Genomic DNA, 24231 nt, shown 5'->3' with positions numbered 1-24231 from the left:
GGGTATCGGTCACGCGTCGTCACTATCCGACAAAAAGGCCCGCTTTACTCCGCCTTCTCGTCCTTCTGGGGCGCCACATTCTCAACGGTGACGTCCGCGTTCTGCTTGATGAAGTCAATGGCCTTGTTCACGGCAAGGTCCTTCTTCACTTCGGCCTCGGGCACGATGCCGCGCACCTTCTCCACTTCCATCTTGTAGGCGTCGGCAATGCGCTTGACTTCGTTCTCGAAGTCCTCCTCGCTGGCCGCGATGCCTTCCGCTGCAGCCACAGCCTCCAGCGCCAGACGGATCTTCACCTGCTTCTCAGCCTGCTCCTTGAAGCCTTCGCGGAACTTGGCCGTGTCGCCGCCCATATACTTGATGTAATCCTCCAGGCGCAGGCCCTGCTGCTGCAGGCGGTACTCGAAATCGCGCACCATTTCGTCAATGCGGGTCTCGAACATAACGGGCGGGATATCGCCCTCCAGCGTCGCAACGATCTGCTCGACCAGATCGTTCTCCACTTCCAGCTCGGCATTCTTCTCGTTCTGCTCTTCCATGCCCTTGCGAATGCTGGCTTTCAGCTCGTCCAGTGTGTCGTATTCAGACACATCCTTCGCGAATTCGTCATCCGCGGCGGGCAGCTCCTTGGTCTTCACTTCGTGCAGCTTGACCTTAAACGTAGCGGCCTTGCCCGCCAGTTCCTCGGCCTGATACTGCTCGGGGAACGTGACGTTCACCTCGAACTCCTCGCCGGCCTCATGGCCGGCAACCTGCTCCTCAAAGCCCGGAATGAACTGGCCGGAGCCCAGCGTCAGGGAAAAATGCTCACCCTTGCCGCCCTCGAAAGCCACGCCGTCCACAAAGCCCTCGAAGTCGATATCCGTGACGTCGCCGTCCTGAGCCTTGCCCTCACGGGTAATGATGCGGGCGTTGCGCTCACGCATGCGCTCGATCTCGGCCTCCACAGCGGCGTCCTCGACAGTATTGACTTTCTTTGTGGCTTTTAAACCCTTGTATTCGCCCACCTTCATCTCGGGCTTGACAGTGACGACAGCCTTGAGCACGACGCCGTCTTCGGTGCTGGCGGAAACGATGTCCACCTCGGGGCGGTCCACCGGCTCGATGCCGCTCTCGGCAACGGCAGCTTCATACGCCTCGGGGAACAGGTCATTGATGGCATCGTAGTGGAACACATCGGCGCCGAACATCTTTTCAATCATATGGCGAGGGGCTTTGCCCTTGCGGAAGCCCGGAATGTTGTATTTACCGGCCTCGCGTTTGAACGCTTTGGCAATTGCGGCGTTGAACGCTTCGGCGTCAATGGAGAATTGCAGTTCATGGCTGTTGTTTTCAAGTTTTTCGTTTTTGACGAGATTCATTGTATTTCCTCCAATACTGAACTTACAGAGTACAATTATAGCATACGTTTATGAATATTTCTATACAAATTCAAATTTTATATGGAAAAAACCGCAGTGCGTCGGCACTGATGAGTTTATACTCGATGCCGTCCAGCTCCCCCTGCACCGCCCGCGGAATGGACGGGCCGTGCAAATGGCCGTAAAAGCAGCGTTTCACGCCGTATTCCCGCAGGAGCGCCACCACTTCCCCGGCGTCCGCCTGGGGATAGACCGGAGGATAATGCAGGAACACTGCCTTTTCCGTATCTCCCGCCGCTTCCAACGAAGCCCGCAGCCGTCCGCATTCGCGGCTCATTACCTTTTCATCGTGAGGCTGGCCCGCGTCGAACAGCCAGCTCCGCGTGCCGCACAGTGCAAGCCCTTCTGCAAAAACACAATTGTTATGCAGAAAAGACAGGCTGTCAAACCCATTCGCCGCTAGATAGGCGTTCATTTTCGCCATGGTCGTCCACCAGTAATCGTGGTTCCCCTTCAAGAGCAGTTTCCTGCCCGGAAGATTCTGAAGGAACGCAAAATCCGCACTGCAGTCCTCCAGCTTCATCGCCCAGGAGATGTCCCCCGCCAGTACCACGGTATCCTGCGGACCCACAGCCGCCAGCCAGTTTTCCCGCAGACGCTCCACATAGTTCTCCCAGCCGCTGAAAATGTCCATGGGCTTGGACGTTCCCAGCGACAGATGAAGATCCCCGATTGTAAAAATTGCCATAGCATCCTCCGAATGACTGGCCGCAGGCCGGCCATACTAAGAAAAGGAAGCGCCGCGCCCTATGAAGCGGCGTTTTGCGAACTGATTTTAAGGAGGCAATAAAAATGCAGGACGAAAAGATTCTGGAAGGCATTTGCTGCGAAGTAGAGAACTGTGTGCACAACAACGGCAACTGCTGCTGCACCGCGCAGGAGATCAAAGTGAAAAACCGCATGGCCGTCCTCGGTGAAGAGACCATGTGCGAGACCTTTGAGGAAGTTTAGGCTTCGTCGAAAAATGTCCGCAAAAACGGCTCGTGTGATATGCACGGGCCGTTTTCATTGCACCATTTTTCTCTACAAAGCAAGCGCCGCAGCCCGGATGCCGTCCTTTTCCACCACCTGCGTGAAGCGTACGGGCTTTTCCCGCAGGCCCGCAAGGCTCGCAGGCGCCGGGACCCCGGTCTTTTCCTGCAGCAGGCGCATGGCCTCAAACTCATCCTCCGGCACATCCGCCCCCAGCGCGCCCAGCACATCGCACGGGAACTTGTACGGGCTTGCCGTGGAAAGTACAACGCAAGGCGTTTCGCCGGCCGCCTGCTGCCGTGCCACACGGAACGCCACCGCCGTGTGCGTGTCGCACAGGTATCCGTCCGCTTCATACCGCGCGCGGATCTCCTCCCGCACCTGCGCGTCATTGGCACAGCCGCAGGCAAAGGTCTCCCGGATGGCGGAAAGCACTTCGGCGGGCACGGTGTAATGCCCATGCTCCGCCAGCTCACGCATCCATCCCGCCACCGCTGCCGCATCCTGTGTTACATGGTACAAAAGGCGCTCCAGGTTCGAGGACACAAGAATGTCCATGGACGGCGAGGACGTTTTGTAGAACGTGCGGCGGGCGTCGTAAACACCCGTGGTGAGAAAGTCCGTGAGAACGTTGTTTTTATTGGACGCGCAGATCAGCTTTTCCACAGGCAGGCCCATACGTTTGGCGTAATAACCCGCAAGGATATCGCCGAAATTGCCTGTGGGCACACAGAAGCTGACGGGCGCGCCCGGTGCGATATCCCCCCGCTCCGCAAGCTGCGCATAGCTGTAAAAATAGTAAACGATCTGCGGTACAAGGCGGCCCCAGTTGATGGAGTTTGCGCTGGAAAGCTTTTCGTTTTTGGCAGCCAGCTCCTGCGCGAGGTCCTCGTCCGCAAACACGCGCTTTACACCTGTCTGCGCGTCGTCGAAGTTTCCGTTGACAGCATACACCGCCACGTTATCTCCCTCCTGCGTGGCCATCTGCAGGCGCTGCACCTCACTGGTGCCCGCGTTGGGATAAAACACCGCGATACGGATGCCCGGCAGGCCCGCATAGCCCGCGAGCGCGGCCTTTCCCGTATCGCCGGAGGTCGCTACAAGGATCTTTGTCACGCCTGTTTCTCCCAGATTTTTTTTGGCCTCTACCAGCAGACGCGGCATAAGCTGCAATGCATAATCCTTAAACGCGCAGGTCGGGCCGTGCCACAACTCCAATGCATAGGTATTCCCGGCCACATGCGCCGCAAAGCCTGCCTTGCCGCCGAAGTTTTCGGTGCTGTATGTCTGCTCTGTGGCGGTTTTTAAAAAATCCGGGTCATAATCCGTCAGAAACATGCCCAGCACCTTCTGCGCCGTCTGCGGATACGTCAGGCCGTAAAACTCCCGCATGTCCACCTGTGGGAACTGCTGCGGGACAAACAGCCCGCCTCCCGGCGCAATGCCCGTGAGAATGGCCGTGGACGCACCGGTGCAGAGAGCACTGTCGCGCGTGCTTGTGTAGTTCATACTTTACCCCTCCAATTATAGCCACAGCCGCTATCCGGCTGTTCCGCCGTTTTCCGCAGCCCTGCAAGGCCTGCTCTTTTTCCGTGGGACAGAGCGGCTCTGCCCAGCCCTTTCTAAAAAGTGCGCTTCCAAAAAACCCAGGCGTTTTCAAAAAACACCTTGTTCAAAACCGTCTCCGGCAGCCCGCGCGCCAGAAGGTACCCGTATAAGCGCGGGATGCCCCCGATATCCCGGATATCCTCCGGCACATGTGCGCCGTCAAAGTCCGTTCCAAAGCACACCGTATCCTGCGCTCCCAGCGAAAGGAACACATCCAGATGACGGTATACGTCGTCGCTGCATGCCCGCATGCGGTCGCTGCTTAAAAACGCACTGCACAGATTGATGCCGATCAACCCGCCGCGCCGTACGATCTCCCGGATCTGCTTTTCCGTCAGGTTGCGGTGGTGCCCCGTGACACGGCGCACGTTGGAATGCGTGGCCACCACCGGACCACCGTAACATTCAAACACCTCCGCCACACCCTCGTCGGAGAGGTGAGAAACATCCGGTACAATACCATACTGCGGCAGCGCACGCACCACTGCACGGCCGAACTCCGTAAGCGGGCCGCCCGCTTCACCGCCGCAGCCAAGCTCGTTTTCGCCCATCCAGGTCAACGTCAGAAAGCGCACGCCGTCGCGCTGGAATTCGGCCAAACGCTCAAGGCTCCCACCCAGCGCCGCACCGTTTTCCACGGAAAGAATGGCCGCGCGCCTGCCCTCTTCAAATGCGTCTTCCGTCTCCTGCGCTGTGCGGCACTGAACGATCCGCTCTCTGTTCGCGGCGAGCTGCGCCCGAAAACAGGCGGTCTGACGGCGGTACGAAGCATAAGCCGTGTCCGCGCCCGGCGCATTGTCCTGCACGAATACGGCGAACACCTGCGCCCACCGGCCCAGTGTCCGCGCCTTTTCCAGATTGATGTGCGCATCCGCATCCGCGATGCCGCCGCCCTCCGTCAGGCGGGACACCGTGTCACAGTGCAAATCAAAAAAGTCCAACTTCACAGCCTTCTTTTCTACAAGGTAAACGCATTTTCAATACAATTCAGCCGCGGCGTCCCCAAGCGGGGCACCGTGACCTCCACCACATCGAAGCGCATAAAATTCTCCGCCAGCTCCGGGTGAAGCAGCAGATATCCCTGTGCCGCCAAAACGATCCGCCGCCGCTTTTGCGCCGTTACAGCCTCTGCGGGCTGCGCGGCGGCAGCCTCGTCCCGCGTCTTCACCTCGGCAAAGATCAGCATGTCTCCTTTTTGTGCAATGACGTCGATCTCACCCCGGCGCGTGCGAAAATTCATCTCCAGCACCCGGCATCCTCTGCGCCGGTAATACGCGGCGGCCAGCCTTTCGCCCATGGCGCCCCTGCGGGCACTCTTCCGCTCACACATAACCGCGTTTTTTCAAAAAGGACCTGCGGTAAAACGGCTGAATGCCGTATTCGTCCAGCAGCGCGTAATGCAGCTTGGTCGGATATCCCTTGTGCTTTTCCAGCTGGTATTGAGGATATTCCTTCGCGAGCTGCTCCATGTACCGGTCCCGCGAGACTTTGGCCAAAATAGAGGCGGCTGAAATACTCGCCGAACGGGCGTCACCCTTGACGACGCTTTGCGCGGGAATCTCCATCTCCGGGCACCGGTTGCCATCGATGAGCGCCAGCCCCGGACGCACCGCAAGGCCCTCCACAGCCTGCCGCATGCCCAGAAGCGTAGCGTTCAGTATATTCAGCTCGTCGATGGTCTGAGGCCCCACCATCACGATCTTGTAGGCAAGCGCCTTTTCAATGATCTGCGGATACAGCAGCTCCCTCTTTTTTTCCGAAAGCTTTTTGGAATCGTTTACACCGTCCACCGGAGCTGCGGGGTCCAGAATAACAGCAGCCACGCACACCGGGCCGCACAACGGGCCGCGGCCCGCCTCGTCCACGCCGCACACGACACCCGCACGGGCGCGGTATTCTGCGTCGAATGCATACAGTTCCTCCGTCATGCTTCCTCCGGCCTTTCCAGCGAAACGCGGCCCAGCTTTGCGCCTCGGAATTCATCCACCAGCGTAATGGCCGCGCGCTCGGTATTCACCACACCGCCGGACATCAGCATGCCCCGCTTGCGGCCCACAGTCTCCAGCAGGTCGTAGGCGTCCTGCCCCAGCTCCTCCGCTGTCAGTCGGTAACGCTCCGCCAAACGCTCCGGATACATCCGCTGCATTTCACCCAGCAGCGCCGTTGCCAGCGCCTCGATGTCCAGCACATCGTCCTTGATGGAACCGATGAAGGCCAGGTTGCCCGCCACCTCCATGGAGTCGAATTTTTTCCATAGCACGCCGGGCATATCCAGAAGGTCATAATTGCCCACGGTCACCCACTGCTTGCCCCGCGTAACGCCGGGCCTGTCGGCAGCCTTCGCGCGCGCCGCGCCCGCGAAGCTGTTGATAAACGTTGATTTTCCCACATTGGGGATGCCCACGACCATCACGCGGATCTTCGCACCCGCCATGCCCTTGACGGCACGGCGCTCCAGAAGCTCTGCCAATTCCGTCTCAATCGCATTTTTTACGCCCTGTACGCCGCCGCGGTTTTTGCTGGTAACGGCAAGGCAGCCGTCGCCGCCGCGGCGAAAATACGCCACCCAGCGGGCGGTCACGTCCGGGTCGGCCAGGTCTGCTTTATTCAGTACATACAGGTGGGGCTTGCCCGCCGTGATGCGCGCAATCTCCGGGTTCAGGCTGCTGCGCGGGATGCGTGCGTCCAAAAGCTGGAGCACAGCGTCCACATTGCGGATATCCTTTTCCATCAGGCGCAGCGTTTTTGTCATATGCCCCGGAAACCACTGGATGGGGCGTGCGCTCAGACTCTCTTTCATGCGATTTTCCCAAAGCTGCTCAGCGGGAACACCCGCAGCAGCACCTTTCCCAAAATATCCCGCTCGTCGATGAAACCCACTTCCGTGCTGCGGCCGTCCAGCGAGCGCGGGCGGTTATCGCCCATCACAAACACGCAGCCCTCCGGAACCGTGACGGGAAACTCTACATCGTACCCGGTTGTCGTCGGCGCAGAAATATAAGGTTCTTCCAGCACCGCGCCGTTCAGCGTCACAGCGCCTGTCTCGAAATTGATATCAACCGTATCGCCGCCCAGAGCGATGATGCGCTTGACCAACGGGTCTCCGTAATTGATGTAGCCGTCCACCACCACCACATCGCCGCGCTGGGGCGTATACAGCATGCTCTGTACCGCCACGCGGTCCCCGCCGTAAAGTGTAGGCTGCATGGAAACGCCGGAAACGGTGATGATGCGCACGGCAAACACAAAAAACAGTACGATCACCGCCAGCGCGAACACCAGTGAATCATACCACTCGAACAGCGCGTTTTCCTTAGACTGTTTCGGTTCCATGCACACACCTTCTTTTCATCAATAATATAACAAAAAAGGGACAATGTACATTGTCCCTTTTTGTGAACTTATCGAAGCTGTTCTTTGACCTTGGCGGCCTTGCCGGTGCGTTCACGCAGATAGAAGAGCTTCGCGCGGCGTACACGGCCCTTGCGCACAACTTCCACTTTTTCAACGAACGGAGAGTTCACGGGGAACACACGCTCGATGCCCACGCCGTAAGCAGTGCGGCGCACAGTAAAGGTCTCGGCAACACCGCCGTGCTTCTTCGCGATGACAGTGCCTTCAAACGCCTGGATACGCTCACGCTCGCCTTCTTTGATACGAACGGAAACACGCACGGTATCGCCCACGTTGAACTCGGGACGATCCTCTTTGATCATGCCTTCGGTAATGATTTTCATTGCGTCCATTGTTGTACAATCCTCCATGTTTATTTAGACATTCATACCCGGCGGAGCGCCGGCAGAGGACTGTCCGTTTAATGTGTGACATTAACCCCGCTGTTGGCACAGTGGATATAACGCCTAAATATAATACCACATGGCAATTCCGAATGCAAGCATTTCAGGAAAATTTTTCGCCGTTTCGGGTGTAGATCCCGGTGCGCAGGATATCTCCCGATGCGGCGGGCAGGCCGTGCTGCTGCTCCAGCCACCCCAGCACCAGAACCGGGTTTACATTCAGCACACTGCCCGCAGGCAAACGCATACACACCACAAGGCCGCCGTTTTTCCGCATAAGCTGTACCTCCGGCAAATGCGCTTTCAGATCCACTGTTTTTTTCTTTCCGCGCTTGCCCTCCTTCACTACCTCGGCCGCGGGCGCCGCGTTATAGGCCTCCCATGCTGCGCATGCCGCCTGCGCGTCTTTTTCCGCGTAGCGCACCTCATAAGCGGCGCACGCAATATCGCCCGCATCCAGCACGGCGGGCGCAATGCGCGTCACCTTAATGCCCCGGGGCAGGCACGCAGAAAGCGCCGGAGCCGCGGCGTCCCAGTCGTACCCCTCCGCCTCGGACTTGAAGTCCACCGTCTCGGCCAAGCTCTCCTGCCCCAGAGACAGCGGCGCGGCAAACGTCATATAAATGTGAGGGTTGAACCCCAGTGTATACCAGACAGGCAAGCCCGAACGCTTGAGCGCGCGCTGCATCACCCGCTGCAGATCCAGCAGCGAAATATAAGACGCCTCTCCCGTTTTGGTGAACCAGACTCTAATCGTAGTCAAAACAGGCACCTCCCAGCAGCTTATTTGCGCCGCAGCCGCTGCACGCGCGGTTGCACGGCGGCGTGGTCTGCGCGCCCAGCGCCTTTTGGTATTCCCGCACCAGGTACTCCCTGCTCACGCCGTAGTCCAGGTGGCTCCAGGGTGTAACCTCGTCCAGACCGATGGTGCGGTTCGCGTAAAAAGCAGTATCAAAGCCAAGGTCGCGAAACACCTCCAGCCATGTATCATAGCGAAACTGCTCGTCCCAGCCGTCAAAGCAGCAGCCCCGGCGGTAAGCCTCCACCAGAACCCGGGAGAGCCGCCGGTCGCCCTTCGCAAAGACCGCCTCCAGAAAACTGGTATGACTGTCGTGGTAGCTCACACTGATTTTCCGGCTTTTGACGCTGCGCAGCAGATGCTGCTGTTTTTCACGCAGCTCATCCTCGGTATTCTGGCCCACGAACTGGAACGGCGTCATAGGCTTCGGCACAAAACACGCCACGCTGATGGAGACCTGCACGCCGCGGCCCTTGGGTTTGTTTTCGTTTTTATAATAGAGGTCCACAATGCGCTGCGCCGTGTCGGCAATTCCCTCAACGTCCTCCATCGTCTCTGTGGGCAGGCCCAGCATGAAGTAGAGCTTCACGGAGGTGTAGCCGGCGCTGAAGGCAAGGTTGCAGGTGCGCTCGATCTCTTCCTCGGTAACGTTTTTATTGATGACGTCCCGCAGACGCTGTGTTCCGGCTTCAGGCGCAAAGGTAAGGCCGCTTTTCCGCACCTTGGTGGTTTTGCGAACCAGAGACTCCGAAAAGTTGTCGATGCGCAGCGACGGCAGCGACATACTCACATGCTCTTTGGGCGTCCATTCCAGCATATCGTCCAGCAGTGTTTCCAGTTGGCTGTGATCACTGGTGGAAAGCGACGTCAGAGAGATCTCATCGTAACCTGTATTCCCGCACAGGCTGCGCCCCGCCTTGGAGAGCATATCCGCATCCCGCTCACGCATGGGACGATAGATGAAGCCCGCCTGACAAAAACGGCAGCCCCGCACGCAGCCGCGCAGCACTTCGATCTGCGCGCGGTCGTGCACCGCACCGATCATCGGCACCACAAAATTCTCCGGCAGCGGCTGGCTGTTCATATCCTGAATGATGGCCTTGCGCACCACGGCCGGCGCGCCTTCTTTCGCCGTGATGGCTTCCACGCGGCCGTCGGACCGATAGGACACATCGTAAAACGCGGGCACGTAAACGCCTTCGATATGGCACAGGCGCTTTAATATCTCCCGTTTGGTGAGCCCCTCTCTGCGCCCCTGAATGATGGTGTCGCACACATCAGGCAGCTGCACCTCGCCCTCGCCCAGCATCATCAGGTCAAAAAAATCCGCCAGCGGCTCAGCGTTGCACACGCACGGGCCGCCCGCCACAATGAACGGCGCATCCTCTCCTCTGTCCTTTGCATAAAACGGAATGTGCGCCAGGTCGAGCATGGCAAGAATATTGGTGTAGGAAAGTTCATACTGGAGTGTAAAACCCACTACGTCGAACATCCCCAGCGGGTCTTTGCTCTCCAGCGCATACAGCGGAATATCCCGCTGCTGCATCTGCTCCTTCATGTCCACCCAAGGCATGAACACACGTTCACACCAGATGTTGTCCCGTTTGTTGAGGATCTCATACAATATTTTCATGCCCAGAAAGGACATGCCCACCTCGTAGGTATCCGGAAAGCAGAAAGCGAACCGAAGGTCCAGCTTCTCCTTCTCCTTATATACGCAGCCCGGTTCGCCGCCGGTATAGCGGCCCGGTTTCTGCACTGCGGCAAGCGCAGCTTTCAGCTTTTCATCCAAGCGTTCAAACATCCTTTCCCTTTTTCGGGCTTATACCCCCGCGTTGTTTCACCATACCCCAAGCTCACACTTCACGTTCCGCTTGGCATTCACTTAAAAAACATGACATCTATGCCGCCAAACTCACGCCCCGCCCGCGGCCCGCATTCACTAAGCGGGCATATTATACCATGACGCCGCGAAGCGGCCTCAACAAAACCGCATCTGCTGCGGTTTTGCATGGTTCAATGTTCTCAAAGCTCTGTGCGCCAGCACAGGGCGTGTGCCGCGCACACGCCCGGCCGCGCAAGCGGCAGTTTTGGGGTCATTATACCGTATTTGCGCGCAGAATGCAAACAGAAAAGGCCTGTGCACGGTGCCATTCACGCGCTGCGCAGGCCTTTCTTCTTTATTTTTGCCTGAACTCCTTTGCCAGCAGATAACCCGGCCCCAGGAAAGCCGCCGCACGAGCGCCGCGCGGCATCCCGCCCAACAGCGCAAAGCCGAGCGCCGCCGCGCAAAACAGGCACAACAGCAGCCGCTGGGCACGGCGCAGCGCATCCTGCTTTTCCACAGGCAGCAAATTCTGCAGCAGGCGCGCGCCGTCTAACACGCCGAACGGCATCAGGTTGTAAACGCCCGTACACAAACTGACGGCAGCGAGAAAATACAGTGCGTAGCTCGCCTGCCGGTGAAGCTGCAAAAAAAGCAGCGCCGCCATGATAAAATTCGCCAGCGGCCCCGCAGCCAGCACCCATAGCTCTTGTGTGCGGGGCAACTGCTCCGCTCCCGAAAGCCCGATGCCTCCCGCGCTGAAATGGAGACCGGGCAATTTATGCGCACACAGCATATATGCCAGCACATGCCCGCTTTCATGAACGAAAGCGCACACCAGTGTCATGCGAAGAAAGCCCATAGGGTCGAACAAAAGCCCCGCCGCCAGGCAGGCGCACAGCAGTACAGGCTGCACCGACGGCCCGCTCATGCGGCCAGCTGCGGAAAACTGGGCATCGGGTCCACCCGCACGCCGTCGAGAATGATCTCCAGATGCAGGTGCGGGCCGGTCACAAGGCCTGTGCTTCCCACCGCTGCAACAGTCTGCCCCTGCGTGACCGTCTCCCCTCCGCGCACAAAGATGTAAGAGAGATGCTGGTACAGCGTCTGGACACTGCCCTCATGGCGGATAATGATATAATAGCCCCGCAGACGGTTGTAGCCCGTGCGCACCACCTGGCCGGACTGTGCCGCTGCCACAGGCGTGCCCTCTGCCGCCGCGATGTCGACACCCGCATGGAAATCATCCGCACCGTTCACCGGGTTATCCCGGAAACCGTACCCCGAAGTGACCGGCCCCGCCACCGGCAGCAGAAGCTCCTGCGGCAGCGTATAATCGTCCATGGAAGCGCCGTCAGGCACCTCACGTTTTTCGATACCGGGCCAAAAGCCGCCCTGCCCGTCCAACGCCTCCGGATCTTCCAACTGCTGGACCAGCCGCTCCGCGCCCATACGCAGATCCTCCACCACGCCATTTGCAAACCGCGCAAATGCGTTATCCGTGGAAAATTCCACGCCCGCTGTCATCATCTCGTGATACTCAGCCCTCATGTCCTCCAGAAACGGCGCGCCGGCGCTGCGCGCAAAAAACACAAACGCCACCAACAGCGCGCACAGCAGAACCTGCACGAACAGGACATGCTCTTCGCCCGAGTTTACCTGAGGCACCGTGAACGGCTCCGGCTTCATCTTTGCTGTGGGGTAGAGCTGTTCCACCGGCGCTGTTCCCGCGTCCCGCTGCCCCTCCGGCATGTCCTCCCGGTCTCCCGCAGCCGCCGAAAATGTTCCCGGAACCGGCTCGGGCAGCTCAAACCGCTCGGCCCGTTCCCCCTGCGGCCGCTGTGTCCGGCGCGCCTTTCCGTCCCATCCCGCTTCTGGTGTGCCAATTTCCTCCGGAGGGTCCTCATTCAGCCGCATCCATTCCTCCTGCCGCCCGCTGTCCTTTTCCCACATCAACGTCACGCACCTTTTTATCCCGGTTTTTCGGAACGCTCATTCCTTTAAAAAGGCTATGCGGCGAACGCCAAAAAAAGAACCCGGACAGCCTGTGTACAACAGATTGTCCGGGCCGGTAATTTGGGAAGGGTCAGCGTCCCAGCAGGTTCCTGAGCCTGCCCAGCAGCGTTTGCGGGCGCGGCGCTGCCGGGCGGCGCTGAGGCTGCTGCAAAGCGGCAGCATGGCGGCGTGCTGTCGGCGCACGGCGTACCGGTTCCCCCGCCGGGCGCGGCGCAGGCATGGCGGGCCACGTGCCGGCCAGCATATCATACATGCCGAGCTGGCTGTCAACGCGGGACGCGTCCGGCGCAGGCTTCACCTTGGGATAGGTGCCGTCCGGCTGCATTTCCCGGGCATTCACATTGTCGCGCAGCTGCAGATCCAGCATCTGCAGCAGCTCACCCGCAATGCGTCTGTCCTGAATACGCACGCCCACCTCGACACGTCGTTCGGTGTTGCGGGTAAGAAAATCGCCCGACGCGATATACACCCGTGTATCCTGCCCGCAGCCAAAAGCATACACACGCTCGTGCTCCAGATAGCGGCCCACGATGCTGCGCACCGTGACATTTTCCGTCAGGCCGGGTACCCCGGCTTTGATGCAGCAGATGCCGCGCACGATCATCTGCACAGATACCCCCGCGCAGGACGCTTCGGATATTTTTTCAATGATATCCTTATCGCTGATGGAATTACACTTAAGAATGATGCGTGCGTCCTTCCCCATGCGTTTCGCCTCGATCTCCGCGTCCATCTCCTGCATCAGCACGCTTTTGAAGCACAGCGGCGCGACCAGAAGGTTGCCTGCGTGCTCTGTCAGGCGTTCGATCGCAAGATTATTGAACACGGTTGCCAGCTCGGAGCCGATGCCAAGATCGGTCGTGATAAACGAAAGGTCCGTATACTGCTCGGAGGTCTTTTCATTGTAATTGCCTGTGCCGATCTGGGCAATATAGTGCAGCTGATTGCCCTTTTTCTTTGTGATGAGCGTCAACTTTGAATGGATCTTGTATGCCTCAAAGCCGTAGATGACCGTGCAGCCCGCCTCCTCCAGCTGCTTGGAAAAGTCGATGTTGTTCTGTTCGTCGAAGCGCGCGCGCAGCTCCACAATGGCAACGACCTCCTTGCCGTTTTCGGCCGCGGAGATAAGCGCCTCGATGATCTTGGATTCATGTGCCACGCGGTACAGCGTCATTTTGATGGAAAGCACGTCCGGGTCCTGCGCAGCCTCGTTGAGCATGCGGATGAAGGGCCGGATGCTCTGGTACGGATAAGAAAGCAGTACGTCCTGCGTTTCCACCACACGGGCAAGATTAAAATCCGGCGGCGGCAGCATGGGACGCTTCACCGGGTAAAACAGCTCGGTATGGCCGTCCTGCGCGATGCGCGCGGATATCTTGAAGCCAATGGACATATCCAGCGGCGTCGTCTGCTCAAACACCTGTTTTGCGGGCAGCATCAGCTTTTCGCGCAGGAACCCGACGATCTCCGCCGGAGCACGCGGCGTTGTCTGCAAGCGCACGGCCGCCAGCTTGCGGCGCTTTTTCAAAAGATCGCTCATAATCTCGCGATAGTCCACGTCGTGGTCGAACATGCCTTCATCCACTGTGATATCCGCATTGCGCGTCACGCGGAAAATGCACCGGCTCTGCACGGTGTTCTTGCCGAAGATCAGGCCCGCGAAATGTTCCACCATCTCTTCCACCAGCGCAAAAGCGACAGAGTCGCCCGACGGCACAAATATGATACGCTGGAACTGCGTGCTGATGGGTACCAAACCAAAGGAAGACTGCGCGTCTCCCTTTCCCTTCAGAATGGTGCCGACATACACCTCATTGTTGCGCAGAAACGGAAAGGGATGCCGCCGGTCGATGATCTGCGGAGAAAGGACGGGAAATATCTCCTGCATGAAATATTTACGCCAGAAATGCTCCGCTTCTTTGCTCAGGTGCGCAAAATCTACCCTGCGGTAGCCCAACACACCCACATTCTCATACAGCTTCGCCACAATTTTATCGCAGTGCTGCTGCAGCTCCGCGACCTTAGGCATAATGGCGTCCAGCTGTTGAGCGGGCGTCATGCCCGTCTTGTTCTCTTTTTCATCGCCGCCCACCAGCGTACGGTCGTACAATGACCCCACGCGTACCATGAAAAATTCATCCAGATTGCTCGCGTAAATGGCGGCAAACTTCAGCTGCTCGCCAACCGGGACCGTCTTGTCCTTCGCAAGGTCCAGGACGCGCCGGTTGAATTCAAGCCAGCTCAGCTCCCGGTTGATGAATATCTCCCTCGTATGCGGCTGTTCCATAAAAAACTCCCCTTTAAATAAACGCACGGTCCTTTCAGCCGGCACCGCGCCGCCGTGCTCCCACGGCTCAGGAAACCCGGACATACGCCCGCATGCCGTCTACGGTGCGCTCCGAGATGCCTTTTACCCGTTCCAGTTCTTCCACCGCGCGGAAAGGTCCGTTCGCCTCGCGGTATTCCACGATTGCCAGCGCCTTTTTCTCCCCGATGCCGGGCAGCGTCTCCAGTTCCGCGGCGGGCGCAGTATTGACATCCACCCTGTCCGGCCCCGCGTCAAAATACGGCGCTCCGTCCCAGGGCGGATATTCAGCCTGCCGCACGGGCGGCGCCGTTGCGCAAAGGCACACAAGGACGGCACACAACGCCGCCCACCAAGCCGCGGCAAAGCGGCGTCCCATTCTATCATCCCCTATTCTGAAGCATTCATCCGGGACAACGCGCAGGCGGCAATATCCAAGGTCATTATACCGTGGCGCCGTGCTGCGGCCCCAACAAAACCGCGCCTGCCGCGGTTTTGCATGGTTCAATGTTCTCAAAGCCCATGTGCGGAAGCGCATCAGCGCACGAAGTGCGCGCAGCCGCGCAAGCGGCGGCTTTGAGGTTATTATACCATGGCGCCGCGAAGCGGCCTCGACAAAACCGCATTCACTGCGGTTTTGCATGGTTCAATGTTCTCAAGTCCATGCGCGAAAGCGCATCAGCGCACGAAGAGCGCGCGGCCGCGCAAGCGGCGGACTTGAGGTTATTATACCATATCCCGCCCAAGGCACGCTCCATTTTACACGCTTTTTACAATCATCCGTATTTACGAATCAACCCGTAAAGCACCTCGGCCACGCCGCCGTCCAGGCATCTGCCTGTTACGGTGTCCGCCGCGAGCTGCACCTCCTTGGGCGCGTTCCCCATCGCCACGGAATGCCCGGCCGCGCGCATCAGCTCAATGTCATTGAAATAATCTCCGATGGCCACCGTGTTTTCTATCGGGATGCCCATATAGGTGCAAAGTTCTCCCAGCGCCGCCCCCTTGGCCGCGCCCTCCGGCATGATCTCAAAATAGTTGCGGTTGGTCGCAATGAAGTAGACGCCGGGATATTTGCGTGCGTCCAGAAAATCCTGGATCTGCATCAGCATTTCATGGGAGCAGGCAAACAGCACCTTATTCCAACCGCCATCCAGCTCCTCCAGCGGCGCCATGCGGTAAGTGAGCCCTTCATGGACCGTGTGGCGGTAGGTATATTCATTGGCCCGCACCACGCAGATGCCGCCGTCCTCGGTCATAATCTCCACGCCCACTCCCGGGAAACGTGCCAATACATCGCACACCGCCCGGCGCGCCGACGGCTTGGACAGCAGTGTATTTCGGATGCGGATATCGTGTTCGAAATCGTAAATAACGCCCCCGCCATACAGGATAGCGGGTGCAGAAAGCGTCATCGAGTCCAGATGCCGTCCGGCTGATTCCATCGTGCGGCCCGTGGCCACGGTAAAATGGCCGCCCAGCGCGCAGAACAGCCGCATGGTCACCTGGTTCACAAAGGGCACGCCGTCCTCTGGTGTGAGCAGCGTGTTGTCCATGTCCGAAACGACGAGGATATCCTTGAGGGAGCGGATCATAGCGTTACATTTCCTTTTGCAGACGGCCGGTAAAGGCCGTGAAATATTCGGGCAGCGGGCTGTCGAACTCGACGTACGCGCCTGTTGCGGGATGAATGAAGCCGAGCGTTTTTGCATGCAGGCACTGGCCCTCCAGCTGGGTGATCACCTTACGCGGGCCGTAAACCGCATCCCCGGCAACCGGATGGCCGATGCTCGCAAGATGTACGCGGATCTGATGGGTTCGCCCAGTCCGGAGCCTTACGGAAAGATGTGTAAAGGCGGGAAAGCGCTCCTCCACATGGTAGGCCGTATAAGCGGCTTTGCCGCCCTTTGGCACGACGGCCATACGCTTTCGGTCCACAGGATGACGACCGATGTTCCCCTCCACAAATCCGTCGTCCGCAGCAAAACCGCCGTATACCACAGTATGGTATACCCGGGCGATGCTGTGCACGGCGAACTGCTGCGACAACGAAAGATGCGTCTCGTTGTCTTTTGCCACTACAAGCAGGCCGCTGGTGTCCTTGTCGATGCGGTGCACGATGCCGGGACGCACTTCGCCGTTGATGCCGGAGAGCCTGCCCGCGCAGTGGTACAGCAGTGCGTTCACCAGTGTGCCGTCCGGGTTTCCCGCCGCCGGGTGGACCACCATTCCCTTGGGTTTATTGACAACCAGCAGCGAGCTGTCTTCGTAAACGATATCCAGCGGGATATCCTGCGGAATGATTTCCACCGGCTGGGCGTCCGGCAGCGAAACACACAACGCATCTCCTTGTGTAAGGCGCGCACTTTTGGCGACGGAACGTCCGTTGCACAGTACACGGCCCTCTGCCAGAAGCTGCTGTGCGAAGCTTCGCGTCAGTTCCGGGAACGCCGCTGCCAACGCGGCATCGATGCGGCGGCCCGTATCTTCGGCACCGGCGGTATATTCAAGCGTTTTCATCCGTCCCGGCCTTCTGCTCCTTTTTGGCGTTCAGCTCCTGACGCAGCACGGCGATGACAAACAACGCGGCGCCGACGCACACAAAGCAATCCGCCACATTGAATACAGCGAAATTCATGAATGTGGTAGCAAAGAAATCGACCACATACCCGTTGAGCACACGGTCGATCAGATTGCCCAAACCGCCGGAAAAAATCAGGATAAACACCCAGCGCTCCAACCAGGAAGACGGCTTCTTCCAGAAAAAATACACCGCCAGCGCCGCCAGCGCAAGGCCCGTTACGACGATGAGGAACACGCGCCCCCACTCGGCGTCTGCCAGCATGCTGAAGGCTGCGCCGTCGTTCAGCACATAGCGCAGCTCCATGACGCCGGGAATGAACGGCATCGCCCCTACCGGCGCAAGATAAACCGTGGCAAGATGCTTTGTGAGCTGATCCAGCCCTGTCAGTGCAATGATAATGATTACAGATATCAGCAATGGTACGTTCCTTTCTTTGATTGGCACTTTGAAAAGCCAGACTCTCTCCGTTTTTGCAGGCAAATCCACAGAAAATGGTCTGCAAATGCCGAAAAATGCAAAAATGCCGTAAACCATAACATAGCGGCGCTTAAAACAAACGCCGCTATGCCACACATGTTCAGTTAGTCCTCAAAAGTAATGTCCTGATACTCCTCGAACGAAGCCTCCTGTCCCGGTTCGGCCGGGGCTGCGGCAGGCTGCGCCTCCGCCGCAGGCTCTTCCTTCGGCGCTTCCTCCGGGGCAGGCTCGGGCTGTTCTTCAGCCTTGGGCGCCTCCGGCGCCTTTTTCTTTTTTTCTTCCGCGCCCGGGATCATGCTCAGCGATTCGATATGCTGCTTATACAGGTTCAGCACTTCGCCCTTGAAATGCGCCACCTCCGCTTTCAGGCGGGCCAGCAGCATCTCCTCTTCAGCTACCTTTTCCACGGCTTCTTCCCGCGCCTGGCTTGCCTTGCTCGTTGCATCGTAAATGATGGTCTCAGCCTTCTGGCGCGCCTCATGGATGACGCTCTCACCCATACGCTGGGCATTGAGGAGCGCTGTCTTCAGCGTTTCTTCATCATTGCGGTACTGGTCCACCTTTTCCGCAAGGATGTACATTTTTTTCTCCGCATCCGCTTTTTCCGTCTGCAGGCGTTCCAGTTCTGCCGCCACCTGGTCCAGATAAGCGTCCACTTCCTCGGGCCGGTAGCCGCGCATGACCTTGTCAAAGGTAACGTTGCGGATATCTTCAGCGTTCATAGAGATTGTTCCCCCTGTTAATATTCAATATAGGACACGAAGGTGCGGCCCTTCCGGCTTTTGGCACCCACGCCGCACAGCTTGTACTTGCCGCGTCCGCGGATGCTGAACACGTCGTTTTCAAACACTTCATAATGCGCGGACACCGTGGAAACGTGGTTCACTTCCACCATGCCGCTTTTCACAAGCTGCACCGCATCCCCACGGCTGATATGCAGCATGGCGGCCAGCACAGCGTCCAGCCTCAGCGAGGCCACCGTCGCCGTCTGTGCCGGGCGCTCTTCCCGGCCGGGCAGTTCCTCCGCCCGGCCCGCGCGCACACATACGCTGCAGCGCCCCACGCTGGAAAGCTCGTCGCACACCAGCGGCGCGACCGTATCCAGAACGAACAGATATGCTCCGTCTTCCGACAAAAGGATATCGCCGATGCATTCGCGCCTGATTCCCAGCGACATCAGTGCGCCCAGATAATCCCGGTGAGTGAGTGCTCTGTCAGCCCGCAGGGTCTGCGCAAACAGACATACGGCGGGCAGCGGCTCCTGCGCCCCATATTCACCGAAAAGGCGCAGAATCCGCCGTTCGGCATCCGGATAGCCGCCGTCGAAAGCATATCCCTCAAAGCCCAACCCCGCAAGAGCGGCGCGGGCCAGTTCCTGCTGGCGATCGCTTAAAAACGGGGTGCTGCGGGACGTCCCGCGCTGGCGCACGACCTGCACAAGGTCCCCCAGGCGGCGGACGAACAAGCGCTCATCGTCGTCCGCGGGCGGTATGTAGCCTCTCAAAATCAGAAGAACACGCCGTTGCTTTCAAGCTCGTCCAGCAGATCCCCCATGATATCCACATTATACGGGGTGATGATAAAAGTGCTGTTGGCAACGCGCTTGATCTGGCCGTTGTTTGCATACGCCACGCCGGAGAGAAAATCCACCAGACGGCGGGAGACCTCCTTATTTGTGGATTCCAGGTTCAAAACCACGGTGCGCTTGGCGTTCAGATGGTCCGCGATGGCGCTGGCATCATCAAAACGCTCAGGCTTCACAAGCACTACCTGCAGCTGCATGGTGGAGTTGATATTCACGACCTTATTGCGTTTGGGCGTAACATCCTGTTCTTCGGGGACATAATCGTCCTGCGCCGCATAGCCTGTATTCTCATTCACGAAATCCATATCGTCGTCATCGTAATCGTCGTCGTCGGGCACGCCCATCATACCTTTGATCTTATCGAACATACTCATCTCTGAAATCTCCTTTTTATGGCAAGCTGGCCGCGCGCAGACGCATGCGCCGCCGCGCCACGATTGTAACGGTTTTGTATCCGCACCGGCACAACAAATTGGATACTATCATCGTTATTATCCTTGTTTTTGTGGCGGATGTCAATAAACAGTTGCAAATTTGTGTAAAAAGGCACACAAAAAAGCTACAATATTTTTCCGTCGTACAGATCTGTACCGCGCACAACAATCTCATCGAACAGTTTTACCTCATTTTCGCCCGTCGTTGTTTTCGACGGCACCAGAATGTAATCCTCGTTTTCAAACAGGATCGTAATATTTTTCTGGTACACCAGGTTTCCGTATTTGACAAACACGCAGTTTTGCCCTTCAACGATGTGCAGTGCCTGTCGGTCGATACGGATTCCCTCATAGGTGGCGAACGTTATATCTGCTTTTTCATGCTCCAGCGTCACAACTGTCTCGTTGATGTAATCACAAAGCAATTCCACCTTGGCAGTACCGTTCTCCTCATCCACCGTAACATTCACCACGGTGGCGGGCACCGATTCGGCCGATACGTTTGGGAACGAGATCTCGACGCGCGTTCCCTCCACGAACTTTTCCGCCTGTTTCTGCGTCACAAGGCCATAATAACGCCAGCGGTAGTCCAAAATCAGCTTGCCCGCTACGTTTGCGTCGTTCGTTTGGGAAGGCTGTGCCAGCGCATCCTTCAATTCTGCCGGAGACATGGCCGCCAGCGCCTCAGGCGTATACATCTGCTTCTCGCTGTCCTGCGCGGAGACAAAATATCCGGCCGCCGGAGCTGTTATCGGTGTGTATACGCTGGCGGCATCCGCCGCGTCGCGCCGCGCCGTCAGGTCCGCAATGCGGGCGCTGAAATCCGATACGACCCCCATCGTGAGCTGCATCTTATTCTGCGCAAGCTGGATGGAAGCCCGCGCATCCGATAATCCTGTGTAATTGCCGCTCTCCAGCAGATCCAGCGCCGAATAGATACCCTGCTGGTTCTGATTCATCAGCGCCTCAACGTCGGCAGCCGCGCCCGCCTGGGACTTTTCCAGCACCGAAAGCTCCTCCGTCAGCTTTTCGGAGAGCGTCCGGTTCTGTGCGCTCGCTTCGTCGGCGAACAATCGCGCTACCTGCGTGCCTGCCGAGACACGCTCGCCGTTGTTCACCTGATAGCCCAGGACGCCCGCTCCCTCATAAGGGATGACCGTCTCATCCATGGCGAGCATCCCGTCGCAGCGGACGACGTCGGACATTGAATATGCCACCGCGGTCTGCGTTTGATAATTCGTACGCAGCACCTGTACCATCTGAACGCCGATATATCCGGCGGGCACGAGCATCAGCAGAGCCAAAATCAGTCCTCTGTACCGTTTTTTCTTTTTTCTTACCGGCCAGTTTTCCATATATCCGTTATTCCTTATATTTGATCGCCGCAATTTTTCTTCACATGCCCTGCCCAAAGCCGGGCGGCCGCCTCCGCCGCTTCCGGCTCCCCTGCGGGCAGCCAAATCAGGCCGTCCATCCGCCGGAACCAGGTAAGCTGCCGCTTGGCGTAATTACGGGACGCCTGTTTGAGCGCCGCCGTGCATACTTCCAACGGTTCCTTTCCTTCAAAATAAGGAAAAAATTCTTTGTAGCCAATGGCCTGCGCCGCGGTATGGTAGGCATCTCTGTTGGCATACACCAGGCGCGCCTCTTCCAGCAATCCATGTGCAAGCATCGCGTCTACCCGCGCATCAATGCGCGCATAAAGCTGTGCGCGCTCCGGCATATTCAGCCCTATCAGCAAAGCGCGATACGGCTGCTGCGCCGGACGGGAGCGCGCGAGCCGGCAGGACATCGTCTCGCCCGTTTGCTCATACAGCTCCAGTGCACGCAACACTCGCCCGTGGTTGTTGGGGTGCAGCTTCGCCGCACACTCCGGGTCCACCTGCTGCAGCCGCGCATAAAGCGGGCCGACGCCCTGCTCCATCAGCTCGGTTTCCAGCCGTGCCCGCACGGCCGGGTCCGCCTTATCCGGTGTAAAGTCTATTCCATTTACAAGGCTGGAAATATACAATCCGGTGCCGCCGGCCACGATTGGAACGCGTCCGCGTGCCGTGATCTGCGCGATACACTCGCCTGCGTGCCTGACATAGTCCGCAACAGAGAACCGTTCTTCCGGCGGAAGAAATCCCACCAGATGGTGCGGCACACCTTTCATCTCCTCCGGCGTCGCCTGTGCAGTTCCCACACGAAGCCCTTTATAGATCTGCATCGAATCCGCCGAAACGACCTCGCCGTCCAGCAGCTTTGCCAGCGCAACAGAGAGCGCTGTTTTCCCCGTAGCCGTGGGACCGCAGATCACGATGATATCAGCCTTGTCTGCCAAACTGCTTTTCCAGCTCCTTTTTGGTGATCTTCAGCACGATGGGCCGTCCGTGGGGACAGAACGGAGGCACTCTGCCGTCCAGCACATCCTCCGCCAAGCGCAGCAGCTGTGCAGCGTGCGTTTTATCTCCCGCCTTGATGGCCGCGCGGCACGCGATGGAGTGCAGCACCCATTCTGTTTTTTCGCTGGTGGTATACCGCGGGTTGGAGACCAGCCTGCTGGCCAGCTCCACCACAAGATCCTCCACATCCTCGGGCACGACGTCCGCCGGGACGGCGCGCACCACGACAGAATTGCCGCCGAAGTCCTCCACTTCCAGACCGCTGTCCTGTAAAAGCATTTCACTTTGCACCAGTGCATCCTTTTCTTCCGCGGAAAGCTGCACCGTTACGGGCACCAGCAGCATCTGGCTGCTCACCTTCCCATACGATGCCGCCAAAGATTCATAGATAATGCGCTCGTGGGCGGCGTGCTTATCCAAAAGGCACATGTCGTTTCCCCGTTGGGTGACAATGTACGTGTCAAACACCTCGCCCACAAAACGAAGCGAATCGCGCCGCTGTTCTTCTTCCACAGGCGCAAAAGCAGTCTGATGGGGCGTTTCAGCCTCCATCTGCGGCGCGGCGGTATTTTCCGTCCCGGCTGTTTCTCCCGCCGCAAAGCTGTTCAGGGCCCGGTCCTCCGGCAGGGTCTGCACGCCCGGCGTTCCCTCCTGCCGCCGGCAGACAGTGTGCGGCATAAAGCCGACATCCTCCGCCGCGTCCTCATCAGCCCATATATCCGGCGCCTTTGCCGAACGGTACGGAACAGCAGATTCACTTGAGAGAGCAGTGATCATTTCACTGTACGCTTTCACCTGGCCGGGCAGCGGTACGGCGGACGGCTCCGGACGTGCCGGGACGGGCCTCACCGGTGCGTCCAGAACGGCACGGGACGCCGGGCGCAATGCGCCCGGGCCGCGCGCGGGCTCTTCGGCCGGGGCGCTCTCGGACGGCTCCTTCTTCGCAGCTGCATCCGGCGCCTTTTCATCCGCCGGGAACGCCCTTTCCGCACCGCCGAAAGAAAACACCTTTTCCGTGCTCTGCGGCGTGATGAGTACGCATTTAACGCTTTGATATACCGCATCGAACACATCTTTTTCCCGGGCGAAACGCACCTCTGTTTTGGCCGGGTGGACGTTCACATCCACCAACTGCGGCGGCATCTCGATGGAAAGCACGCAGCCCGGGAATTTTCCCTGCATCATCACGCCTTTATAGGCGGCCTCCAGCGCCGCCATCATCGTGCGGTTCTTGACAAAGCGTCCATTGATAAAAAAATACTGCATGGCGCGGCTTGCACGGGCGCTTTTCGGCGGCGTAACAAGGCCGCGCACCGTGTAGCTGCCCGCCGTGTGCTCCACAGGCACAAGGTCCTTTGCAAAATCACGGGAAAGCACGGCATACGCCGCCCCCAGCAGTTTTCCGTCGCCGGGCGTCTGGAACTGCGGTTTTCCGTCCCGCACGAACTTGAACGAAACCTCCGGGTGGGAGAGCGCAAGCTGTGTGACAACATCTGCCACATAGTTGCCTTCACTGGTGTCCTTTTTCAAAAACTTCATACGTGCGGGCGTGTTGTAAAACAGATCCCGCACAGTGATCGTTGTTCCGACAGGACGTGCGGCCGGCTCAATGCCCTGTTCTTCTCCCCCGCTGATGCGGTACAGATACGCATACTCGTCCGCATCCGTCTTTGTGAGAAGCTCAATGCGGGACACACTGGCCACGGAGGCCAACGCTTCGCCGCGGAAGCCCAGGGTATGAATGCTCTCCAGGTCTCCCTCTTTCTCGATCTTGCTCGTTGCGTGGCGGATAAACGCCGTCGGGATGTACTCGGCCTCGATGCCGCAGCCATTGTCCGCGATTTTGATCATTGCGATGCCGCCGCGTTCAACGGAAACGGAAACTGCGGTGGCGCCCGCGTCAATGGCGTTCTCCGTCAGCTCCTTTACAACCGAGGCGGGGCGCTCCACCACCTCGCCTGCCGCGATGAGTTCCGCGGTATGCTTGTCCAACACATGAATAACTGCCAATGCGCAGCACCGCC

Annotated in this window: 25 protein-coding genes; 1 reads left to right on the top strand and 24 read right to left on the bottom strand. The window is 58.5% G+C overall.

Features of this window, described 5'->3' with window-relative positions; all coding sequences use genetic code 11:
* Positions 1-44 precede the first annotated feature (44 nt).
* Both tig and IIY41_RS05970 read right to left on the bottom strand, forming a co-directional pair.
* Positions 45-1361 carry a trigger factor gene (gene tig, locus IIY41_RS05975; RefSeq protein ID WP_009325857.1) on the bottom strand — a complete coding sequence of 439 codons (1317 nt, stop codon included), beginning with the start codon at positions 1359-1361 and terminating at the stop codon, positions 45-47.
* 70 nt (positions 1362-1431) lie between these two features.
* Entirely contained in the window at positions 1432-2109 is a 678-nt protein-coding gene (locus IIY41_RS05970) for a metallophosphoesterase (protein ID WP_287400129.1), read from the bottom strand.
* Positions 2110-2213: 104 nt separating this feature from the next.
* Between IIY41_RS05970 and IIY41_RS05965 the strand changes: the two genes are divergently transcribed.
* Positions 2214-2372 carry a DUF1540 domain-containing protein gene (locus IIY41_RS05965; protein ID WP_009325859.1) on the top strand — a complete coding sequence of 53 codons (159 nt, stop codon included), beginning with the start codon at positions 2214-2216 and terminating at the stop codon, positions 2370-2372.
* Between the two features lie 72 nt (positions 2373-2444).
* On the opposite strand, the gene thrC is transcribed toward IIY41_RS05965, so the two are convergent.
* The 22 genes from thrC to mutL all read right to left on the bottom strand — a co-directional run bounded on the left by thrC (position 2445) and on the right by mutL (position 24217).
* Positions 2445-3902 carry a threonine synthase gene (gene thrC / locus IIY41_RS05960; RefSeq protein ID WP_055080895.1) on the bottom strand — a complete coding sequence of 486 codons (1458 nt, stop codon included), beginning with the start codon at positions 3900-3902 and terminating at the stop codon, positions 2445-2447.
* 113 nt (positions 3903-4015) lie between these two features.
* The gene (locus IIY41_RS05955; protein ID WP_055080896.1) at positions 4016-4942 is read right to left on the bottom strand and encodes a dipeptidase; all 927 of its coding nucleotides are present in this window, start codon (positions 4940-4942) and stop codon (positions 4016-4018) included.
* Positions 4943-4959: 17 nt separating this feature from the next.
* Complete coding sequence (locus IIY41_RS05950) at positions 4960-5298, bottom strand: YraN family protein (RefSeq protein ID WP_055080897.1); 339 nt, start codon at positions 5296-5298, stop codon at positions 4960-4962.
* 25 nt (positions 5299-5323) lie between these two features.
* The gene (rnhB, locus tag IIY41_RS05945) at positions 5324-5929 is read right to left on the bottom strand and encodes a ribonuclease HII (RefSeq protein ID WP_009325863.1); all 606 of its coding nucleotides are present in this window, start codon (positions 5927-5929) and stop codon (positions 5324-5326) included.
* Positions 5926-6801, bottom strand: a complete 876-nt coding sequence (gene ylqF, locus IIY41_RS05940; RefSeq protein WP_055080898.1) for a ribosome biogenesis GTPase YlqF — start codon at positions 6799-6801, stop codon at positions 5926-5928. Before ylqF ends, rnhB begins: the two co-directional genes overlap by 4 nt.
* Positions 6798-7334, bottom strand: a complete 537-nt coding sequence (gene lepB / locus IIY41_RS05935) for a signal peptidase I (RefSeq protein ID WP_009325865.1) — start codon at positions 7332-7334, stop codon at positions 6798-6800. Before lepB ends, ylqF begins: the two co-directional genes overlap by 4 nt.
* Before the next feature lie 68 nt (positions 7335-7402).
* A complete protein-coding gene (gene rplS / locus IIY41_RS05930) occupies positions 7403-7747 on the bottom strand; it encodes a 50S ribosomal protein L19 (protein ID WP_009325866.1) in 345 nt (114 codons plus the stop codon).
* Between the two features lie 154 nt (positions 7748-7901).
* Complete coding sequence (locus IIY41_RS05925) at positions 7902-8570, bottom strand: TIGR03936 family radical SAM-associated protein (protein ID WP_412432588.1); 669 nt, start codon at positions 8568-8570, stop codon at positions 7902-7904.
* Positions 8548-10401, bottom strand: coding sequence for a TIGR03960 family B12-binding radical SAM protein (locus IIY41_RS05920; RefSeq protein ID WP_154522500.1), 1854 nt, complete (start codon positions 10399-10401; stop codon positions 8548-8550). Before IIY41_RS05920 ends, IIY41_RS05925 begins: the two co-directional genes overlap by 23 nt.
* Positions 10402-10777: 376 nt before the next feature.
* Positions 10778-11338 (bottom strand): M50 family metallopeptidase, encoded by a 561-nt coding sequence (locus tag IIY41_RS05915; protein WP_050004323.1) that lies wholly within the window; start codon positions 11336-11338, stop codon positions 10778-10780.
* Between the two features lie 11 nt (positions 11339-11349).
* Positions 11350-12375 carry a M23 family metallopeptidase gene (locus IIY41_RS05910; protein ID WP_243134052.1) on the bottom strand — a complete coding sequence of 342 codons (1026 nt, stop codon included), beginning with the start codon at positions 12373-12375 and terminating at the stop codon, positions 11350-11352.
* A gap of 133 nt (positions 12376-12508) precedes the next feature.
* Positions 12509-14725, bottom strand: coding sequence for a polyphosphate kinase 1 (gene ppk1 / locus IIY41_RS05905; RefSeq protein ID WP_154522506.1), 2217 nt, complete (start codon positions 14723-14725; stop codon positions 12509-12511).
* A gap of 67 nt (positions 14726-14792) precedes the next feature.
* The gene (locus tag IIY41_RS05900; protein WP_082052075.1) at positions 14793-15122 is read right to left on the bottom strand and encodes a ComEA family DNA-binding protein; all 330 of its coding nucleotides are present in this window, start codon (positions 15120-15122) and stop codon (positions 14793-14795) included.
* 397 nt (positions 15123-15519) lie between these two features.
* The gene (locus IIY41_RS05895) at positions 15520-16338 is read right to left on the bottom strand and encodes a Cof-type HAD-IIB family hydrolase (protein ID WP_009325873.1); all 819 of its coding nucleotides are present in this window, start codon (positions 16336-16338) and stop codon (positions 15520-15522) included.
* A gap of 4 nt (positions 16339-16342) precedes the next feature.
* On the bottom strand, positions 16343-17263 hold the full coding sequence (locus IIY41_RS05890; RefSeq protein ID WP_009325874.1) for an RluA family pseudouridine synthase: 921 nt from the start codon (positions 17261-17263) through the stop codon (positions 16343-16345).
* On the bottom strand, positions 17250-17744 hold the full coding sequence (gene lspA, locus IIY41_RS05885; RefSeq protein ID WP_009325875.1) for a signal peptidase II: 495 nt from the start codon (positions 17742-17744) through the stop codon (positions 17250-17252). The genes IIY41_RS05890 and lspA overlap by 14 nt, the downstream gene beginning before the upstream one ends.
* A gap of 164 nt (positions 17745-17908) precedes the next feature.
* On the bottom strand, positions 17909-18526 hold the full coding sequence (locus tag IIY41_RS05880) for a DivIVA domain-containing protein (RefSeq protein WP_009325876.1): 618 nt from the start codon (positions 18524-18526) through the stop codon (positions 17909-17911).
* 17 nt (positions 18527-18543) lie between these two features.
* Positions 18544-19308, bottom strand: coding sequence for a YlmH family RNA-binding protein (locus IIY41_RS05875; RefSeq protein WP_009325877.1), 765 nt, complete (start codon positions 19306-19308; stop codon positions 18544-18546).
* A gap of 2 nt (positions 19309-19310) precedes the next feature.
* The gene (locus IIY41_RS05870) at positions 19311-19763 is read right to left on the bottom strand and encodes a cell division protein SepF (RefSeq protein ID WP_009325878.1); all 453 of its coding nucleotides are present in this window, start codon (positions 19761-19763) and stop codon (positions 19311-19313) included.
* Between the two features lie 185 nt (positions 19764-19948).
* Positions 19949-21178, bottom strand: coding sequence for a biotin/lipoyl attachment domain-containing protein (locus IIY41_RS05865; protein ID WP_055080906.1), 1230 nt, complete (start codon positions 21176-21178; stop codon positions 19949-19951).
* A gap of 14 nt (positions 21179-21192) precedes the next feature.
* Positions 21193-22146, bottom strand: a complete 954-nt coding sequence (gene miaA / locus IIY41_RS05860) for a tRNA (adenosine(37)-N6)-dimethylallyltransferase MiaA (RefSeq protein ID WP_154522512.1) — start codon at positions 22144-22146, stop codon at positions 21193-21195.
* Entirely contained in the window at positions 22130-24217 is a 2088-nt protein-coding gene (gene mutL, locus IIY41_RS05855; RefSeq protein ID WP_287400128.1) for a DNA mismatch repair endonuclease MutL, read from the bottom strand. The genes miaA and mutL overlap by 17 nt, the downstream gene beginning before the upstream one ends.
* Positions 24218-24231: the final 14 nt, after the last annotated feature.

The sequence above is a fragment of the Ruthenibacterium sp. genome, assembly GCF_017421385.1.
GTDB lineage: Bacteria > Bacillota > Clostridia > Oscillospirales > Ruminococcaceae > Ruthenibacterium > Ruthenibacterium lactatiformans.
The sequence above is the reverse complement of the archived record's forward strand: the minus strand, read 5'-3'. Positions and strand labels throughout refer to the sequence as shown.